The 5,977-nt window shown below is 25.1% G+C and carries 8 protein-coding genes; all 8 read right to left on the reverse strand.

What is annotated here, in order from left to right:
* Positions 1-200, reverse strand: a 200-nt coding sequence (locus QOR43_RS08390; RefSeq protein WP_283571478.1) for a sugar phosphate nucleotidyltransferase, incomplete at its 3' end; no start/stop codon positions are given.
* Positions 197-1,309, reverse strand: coding sequence for a glycosyltransferase family 4 protein (locus tag QOR43_RS08395; protein ID WP_265134207.1), 1,113 nt, complete (start codon positions 1,307-1,309; stop codon positions 197-199). The genes QOR43_RS08395 and QOR43_RS08390, both read right to left, overlap by 4 nt.
* Positions 1,287-2,318 (reverse strand): glycosyltransferase family 4 protein, encoded by a 1,032-nt coding sequence (locus QOR43_RS08400; RefSeq protein ID WP_265134206.1) that lies wholly within the window; start codon positions 2,316-2,318, stop codon positions 1,287-1,289. Before QOR43_RS08400 ends, QOR43_RS08395 begins: the two co-directional genes overlap by 23 nt.
* Positions 2,315-3,589, reverse strand: coding sequence for a glycosyltransferase family 4 protein (locus QOR43_RS08405; RefSeq protein WP_265134205.1), 1,275 nt, complete (start codon positions 3,587-3,589; stop codon positions 2,315-2,317). Before QOR43_RS08405 ends, QOR43_RS08400 begins: the two co-directional genes overlap by 4 nt.
* Positions 3,576-4,301: an ABC transporter ATP-binding protein gene (locus QOR43_RS08410; protein WP_265134204.1), complete on the reverse strand. Its 726-nt coding sequence runs from the start codon at positions 4,299-4,301 to the stop codon at positions 3,576-3,578. Before QOR43_RS08410 ends, QOR43_RS08405 begins: the two co-directional genes overlap by 14 nt.
* Complete coding sequence (locus tag QOR43_RS08415) at positions 4,298-5,065, reverse strand: ABC transporter permease (protein ID WP_265134203.1); 768 nt, start codon at positions 5,063-5,065, stop codon at positions 4,298-4,300. The genes QOR43_RS08410 and QOR43_RS08415 overlap by 4 nt, the downstream gene beginning before the upstream one ends.
* Before the next feature lie 49 nt (positions 5,066-5,114).
* Positions 5,115-5,270, reverse strand: coding sequence for a hypothetical protein (locus QOR43_RS08420; protein WP_265134202.1), 156 nt, complete (start codon positions 5,268-5,270; stop codon positions 5,115-5,117).
* Positions 5,271-5,285: 15 nt separating this feature from the next.
* Positions 5,286-5,977, reverse strand: a 692-nt coding sequence (locus QOR43_RS08425; protein ID WP_283571479.1) for a cupin domain-containing protein, incomplete at its 5' end; no start/stop codon positions are given.

Consider the following 5,977-nt stretch of genomic DNA (forward strand, 5'->3'; position numbering starts at 1 on the left):
TTTTTCACATGAAATTGATAATCATTATTTGTGATTATAACAATATTTTCCGAATTTTTGACTGCTTTTAAATTTCTATTAACGGTTTTTTGAAGTAATGTTTCATTATCTGCAAATTTTAAAAACTGTTTTGGAAATTTTTGTCTTGATAAAGGAAATAATCTTGTTCCACTTCCACCTGCAAGTATTATTGACTTCATATTTTCAACCTCTCATTTATTTTATTTTCTATAAACTCTTTTAACTTGGCTTTAAAGTTTTCTTTACTAAATTTCTCTGCGTTTTTCCTTATTTTATTATAATCAAAATAGTTTTCTTTTTTCTCAAAATCTTTAACTGCATTAATAATACTATCTACAGTCTGTTCCATAAAGAAAATGCCGGTCTCATTTTGTATAACTGTTTCTGTAACTCCACCTTTACCGTATGCTATAACTGGTGTTCCGCAAGCCTGAGCTTCTACCGGAATTATACCAAAATCTTCCTCTGCAGCAAATATAAAAGCTTTTGCCTTTTTCATATAATCTTTTAAAACCTCAAAAGGTTGATAACCTAAAATTTCAATATTTTTAGTAGCAATTTTTTTAATTTTTTTAAAATCCGGACCATCTCCTATTACAACAAGCTTTTTATCCGGCATCTTTGAAAAAGCCTGTACAATCAAATCAATCTTTTTATAAGGTACCATCCTTGAGGCTGTTAGATAAAAATCTTCCTTTTTAGTATAAAGCTCAAATTTATCAATATCAACCGGTGGATATATTACAGTAGCTTCTTTTGCATATATCTTTTTTATTCTTTTTGCCACATATATTGAGTTTGCTATATAATAATCCGGTCTATTTGCAGTAGATATATCCCATATTCTTATCTTATGTAAAATATATTTAGCTATCCAACCCTTTAATCCTCTTTCTAATTTACTTTCTTTTAAATATTGATGATATAAATCCCATGCATACCTAATAGGTGTATGACAATAACATATATGAAGTTGGTTATGATTTGTCAACACTCCTTTTGCTACTGCATGGGATGATGAGATTATTACATCATATTTTGATAAATCAAACTGTTCTATAGCCAAAGGAAAGAAAGGAAGATAATTTCTGTATATTTTTTTAGAAAAAGGAAATTTTTGTATAAAGGAAGTGTAAATATAAGCATTTTCAAAAATCGTATTTTTAAGATTATTTTTATCTACTACCAAAGAATAAATCGGTGATGGATATAACTCATATATAGCCTCTAAAACTTTTTCTGCACCGGCAATAGTAGTAAGCCAATCATGAACTAATGCTGTTCTCATTTAGTACTCTTTCATATTTTAATAAACTTTTATCCCAATTAAATTTTAAAGAATTCTTATATCCCTTTATTTCTAAATTTTTTCTTAATTTTTCATCTAATAAAATTTTTTTTAAAGCCTCTACAATACTATTTACATTCAATGGATCTACTATTAATGCACTATCGCCAACTATTTCAGGTAAACTCCCTCTATTAGAAACAATACAGGCAGTTTTCGCTCTCATAGCTTCTATAATAGGAAATCCAAATCCTTCATATAATGAAGGAAATAAAAATACTTTTGCTATTCTATAATAATATTTTAATTCATTATCTGTTAAATAATTTTTAATAATTATGTCTTTAATATTTAAAGATAAATTTCCAACTCCTCCTAAGACCAATTTAAAATCATTAAATCTACTATCTTTTTTTAATTCTATAAAACTTTTTATAATATTTTCAATGTTTTTAGTAGGAGAATTTCTGCCTACAAAAAAAATAATATTTTCTTTTTCTAGAGAATAATCAAATTCAATATCTACACCGTTATATATAACTTCTATTTTAGTTGGATTAACATTATAATATCTTATTAATAACTCCTTTGTATGATTAGAAACAGTTATAATTTTTTTCGTTTTATTTTTTAAAACAAAAGGTAATATATACTTAAAAAAGTGATATTGTTTTTTATGATATTTAGGAAACAAAAGAGGAATAATATCATGCACTACTATAATTTGATTCTTATTCCAAAAACTTATTTCCAATTGAGATAAATTAAAAATATTCCCCTTTAATAAATTAGTAAAAATCAATCTCTTTAAATGACCTTTAAAACCATAATCAGGGGATATTTTTTTACTTACTATTTTTAAATTTTTTAATTCTTCATTATTAAAATGAACGATTGCATTCTCATTAATAATTACTTGATATTTTCTTAAAAAATGTTTAGCTATTTTTAAAGAAAATCTTCCAATACCATCAAGTTTTTTACCAATATGAGTTGCATTTATAATCAACTAATAACCCTTGATATTTTATTTTGAAAATTTTCATAAGAAAATTTTTCAATTTGTTTTTTATGATTAAGTTTTAAATTTTCTCTTAATCGTTCATTTAGAGTAATTTCTATTATGCCATCTGCTAATTCTTTTATATTAAATGGATTAATTAATAATGCAGCATCTCCGCATACTTCTGGTAAGGCAGAAGTATTAGAAGTTAATACATTTGTTCCCATTAACATAGCTTCTAATGGTGGTAAACCAAAACCTTCATTAAAAGAAGGAAATAAAAATGCTCTACTATTTTTAAGCAATACAAGTTTTTCAATATTATTTATATACCCAAGATATTTTATTTTTTTCTTTAATTTTGTATCTTTTAAATAATTAATAAATTCTTCTTGCCCATAGCCTAAACCTCCTGCAAAAACTAAAGGTATTTTTATTTTATCGTAAACACCCAAAAACGCTTCTATCATTCCTTTAATATTTTTTCTTTTTTCTAACATACCAACATAAAATAAAAAATTATCTTTTTTTAGATTAAATTTATTTAAAATACTTTCTTGAACTATTTCTTCTTCTGCTAACAATTTTTCATCTTCATATACAGGTATTGGCTGATGTACGACTTCTATTTTATCCTCAAATGAAGGGAAAATCTTTAAGCATTCTTGTTTAGAATATTCACTTACAGAAAGAATCTTATATGAATATCTTAACATATTTTTTACTCTATAATAAAAAATTTTAGAATCATCCATTGGTGGATGAAATCTACAACTCAAAGGAATAACATCGTGAAGTGTTTGCATTAGTGGCACATCTGTTTTTATGTTCATAGGAGAGGTTGTTATTATTAAATCAACTGCTTTATTTTCTATATTTAAATCCATAGGCTTTTTAAGAAAAAATCTATTATGCACAGTTGTTAAATCGTAAAAATAAGGAATATTATAAAAATACTTAACATGATTTAAATAATTTAATTTACTATCCTGAAATATAAATTTATTTTCAATAATATCTTGTCTTTTCTTAATTAAATTTTTTATAAAAAATAATAATTTTCCCTTCTTATCAAGATAATTAGGACTATCCAACTGCCTTATAATATTTAAAAGATAAATATATTCTTCTTCTGAGAATTCTCCAGAGGTTAACAAATATATTTCATTACCAATTTCTTTTAAAGACTTAATCAAAGCTTTTCCGTAAAAAGTAATTCCTCTATGAATTTTTTGTTCAAAATCATATCCTACTATTAATATCTTATAATTTTTCATAGATTTCTACTCCTTTTTCTACATCACCTTCATAAATTAATTTATGATTATTTATTAAAATTACTTTTGTACAAAGTTCTTTAATAGTACCTATATCGTGACTAACAAATACTATCGTTTTACCCTTTTGTTTAAATTCATAAATTTTATTCTTACTTTTTTCTTGAAATCTATGATCTCCTACTGACAATACTTCATCAATTAGTAAAATATCCGGATCTACATGAACGGCAACCGAAAATCCCAGTCTTGAGAGCATTCCTGATGAATATATCCTAATAGGCTCATCTATAAATTCACCTAATTCACTAAATTCTATAATCGAGTTTAATTTATCTAAAATTTCTTTTCTTGTCATTCCCAAAAGGATACCATTTAATATAATATTTTCTCTTCCGGTTAAATCTGGATGAAATCCTGCTCCTAATTCTAAAAGAGGTGCAACTTTGCCATTTACAAAAATGTTTCCTTTTGTAGGGGCTAACACCCCTGCTATTAAACCCAATATAGTACTTTTACCAGCCCCATTTTTACCAATAATTCCTACAACCTCTTTATCTTTAACAGTAAAGGAAATATCTTCTAAAGCAAGGACTTTATTTTTTCTTATATCTTTCACATGCTTAAAAAAGTGTAATATAAAATTTTTTATACCTCCTGTATTTAAAAGAGTGTAATATTTATATACATTTTTAAATTCAATTCTTATCATACTAACTCCGCAAATTTATATTTTAATTTATTATAAATTTTATGAGATATAAATACTAATAAAATTGAATAAATTACTGAAAGTAAAATACTCATATAAGAAATATGATTATTAAAAAAAAGTTCCTGCCATATATTAACAATGGGGAAAAAAATATTAACATATAAATATAATTTATATTCATTCGGTACCATACTCATTGGATATATAATAGGAGTTAAATAAAAAACAAAAGTTAAAAATAGACCTGTAATTCTTTCCATATCTCTAAAAAATAGATTAATAGTTGCTATTAATAAACTTAATGAATAAATAAATAATGCTGAAATAGTTAAATATACAGGAATAATGCTCCAATTTAAACTTATACTTTTACCATAAAAATACACAAAAAAAATAATAACCGGTATAGAAATTATAAAATTAAATCCTTCGCTAAGTACTAAAGAAATAACTAAAAAATTTCTTGGAAAATTAACTTTTTTTATCAAAGAAGCATTAGATATGTATAAATTTGTACCAGCCATAATAGAATTACTTATCCATTGCCATATAAATAGACCACTAATTAAAAATAAAGTATAATTAGGAATTTGAACCTTTGTAACTATTTTAAAAATAAAATAAAAAATCAATGTTAAAAATAATGGATTCGCTAAAGACCATAAATAACCTAAATAACTATTTTTGTACCTAACTTTTATATCTTTTTTAGTAAGCTCTAAAATTAAATCTTTATAATATTCCATCTCTTTTAAAGGCATCTCCTAACTCAACAATATTATCTTCATCTGTATTTTTACCAACATAATATTATAATCCATATTTCTCTTTAAGTGCTTTTTCTAAAGCTTCTTCATCTGATTTTGTTGATATGTTTTCTTTATTTCCATACACTTTTTTCAAAAAATACAAAAATTCCGTATATTTCTCTTCTTTTATTTCTTCCACTATTTCTTCTTTATCCATTTTTCTTATTGTTAATCACCCTAAGCTGTTTCTTTGATATTTATCCTCAAATCTAACTATATCATCTTCTTCTACATATTCACCAGCTTGAACTTCAATAATCTCAAGTGGAATTTTACCAGGGTTTATTAATCTATGTTTTGTTGTTTTAGGAACATATATGCTTTCATTTTCATGAATGTATATCTCTTCTTTTTTTCCGCCATCATGTTCTAATATTACTTTTGCTGTGCCTTTTACTACTATCCAGTGTTCGCTTCTGTGATAATGCATTTGCAAGCTTAAAGCTTCTCCCGGTAAAACGGTTATTCTTTTTATTCTGTATCTTTCTCCTTTTTCAAGTTCAGTATAACTTCCCCAAGGTCTATAAACGTTAGTATGATATTCGGTTATATGCTTTGTTTTTTCATTTTGTTTTAATATTTGCACCACATCTTTTATTTTTTGACCTTCTCCTCTTTTTGCTATTAAAACAACATCCGGAGTTTCTACCACTATTAAATCTTCTACTCCTACCGTAATTGCTAATCTTTTGTCTGTCATTATAAGTGAATTTTTTGTATCTATATCTAAAATATTGCCTATTTTTACATTTTGATTTTGGTCTTTATCTAAAACTTCATATACGCTATCCCAAGAGCCAACATCTGACCAAGTTATATCCATAGGTAAAACTACTGCTTTATCTGTCTTTTCCATAACTGCAT

The sequence above is a fragment of the Venenivibrio stagnispumantis genome, assembly GCF_900182795.1.
In the GTDB taxonomy this organism is placed as follows: Bacteria; Aquificota; Aquificia; order Aquificales; family Hydrogenothermaceae; genus Venenivibrio; species Venenivibrio stagnispumantis.